Origin of the sequence: Anoxybacillus sp. LAT27, assembly GCF_022030075.1 — a bacterium.
Taxonomy (GTDB): domain Bacteria; phylum Bacillota; class Bacilli; order Bacillales; family Anoxybacillaceae; genus Anoxybacillus; species Anoxybacillus kestanbolensis.
Map to the genome: position 1 here is coordinate 1 of NZ_JAIWYK010000436.1, position 500 is coordinate 500.

Sequence of the window (500 nt, forward strand, 5' to 3'; positions counted from 1 at the left end):
TGAGGGCCTTCCCCTTGATCTACAGAGGGGCGCACGTCCGGCATCCGGCTGTCCGCTTTTTTCGCGGCCGCCACATCCGGATTCAGGCGGAAAACCCGCTGGTCGTCCATGCCGACGGAGAGGTGGCGGACGTGACGCCGGTGACGGTGGAGGTAGCCAGGCAGCGGCAGGTTGTAAGTCTGTAGACGATCACAACCAAAAGACTTGTTTGTCCCCGCGCGAGAGGAAAACAAGTCTTTTTTCGGTGTCCCATCGTTGAAAACATCACACCGGGCTGTTCCCTGAAACCGCACCATACCGCCGGGAAAGAAGATCCGCCTTCATCGCGAAGGCTTCGATAGAAACGCGTCATCCCCGTACAGAGTGGGCAAGGGGTTACTCGGGGGAAGCGGTGCCCAGCCGCTGCGGATCGCCCGAGTGAAGCACGGCCGCCTGGAACAGGGCGGAGGCGATGATGTCCGCCATGCGCATGACCACGTAGAGACGCGTGTTTTGCAGGA

The 500-nt window shown here is 60.8% G+C and carries 1 protein-coding gene; it reads left to right on the top strand.

Annotated features, from left to right (window positions below):
- The first annotated feature begins 14 nt into the window (after window positions 1-14).
- A complete protein-coding gene (locus tag LD028_RS18315; RefSeq protein ID WP_369414831.1) occupies window positions 15-185 on the top strand; it encodes a hypothetical protein in 171 nt (56 codons plus the stop codon).
- The last annotated feature ends 315 nt before the right edge of the window (window positions 186-500 follow it).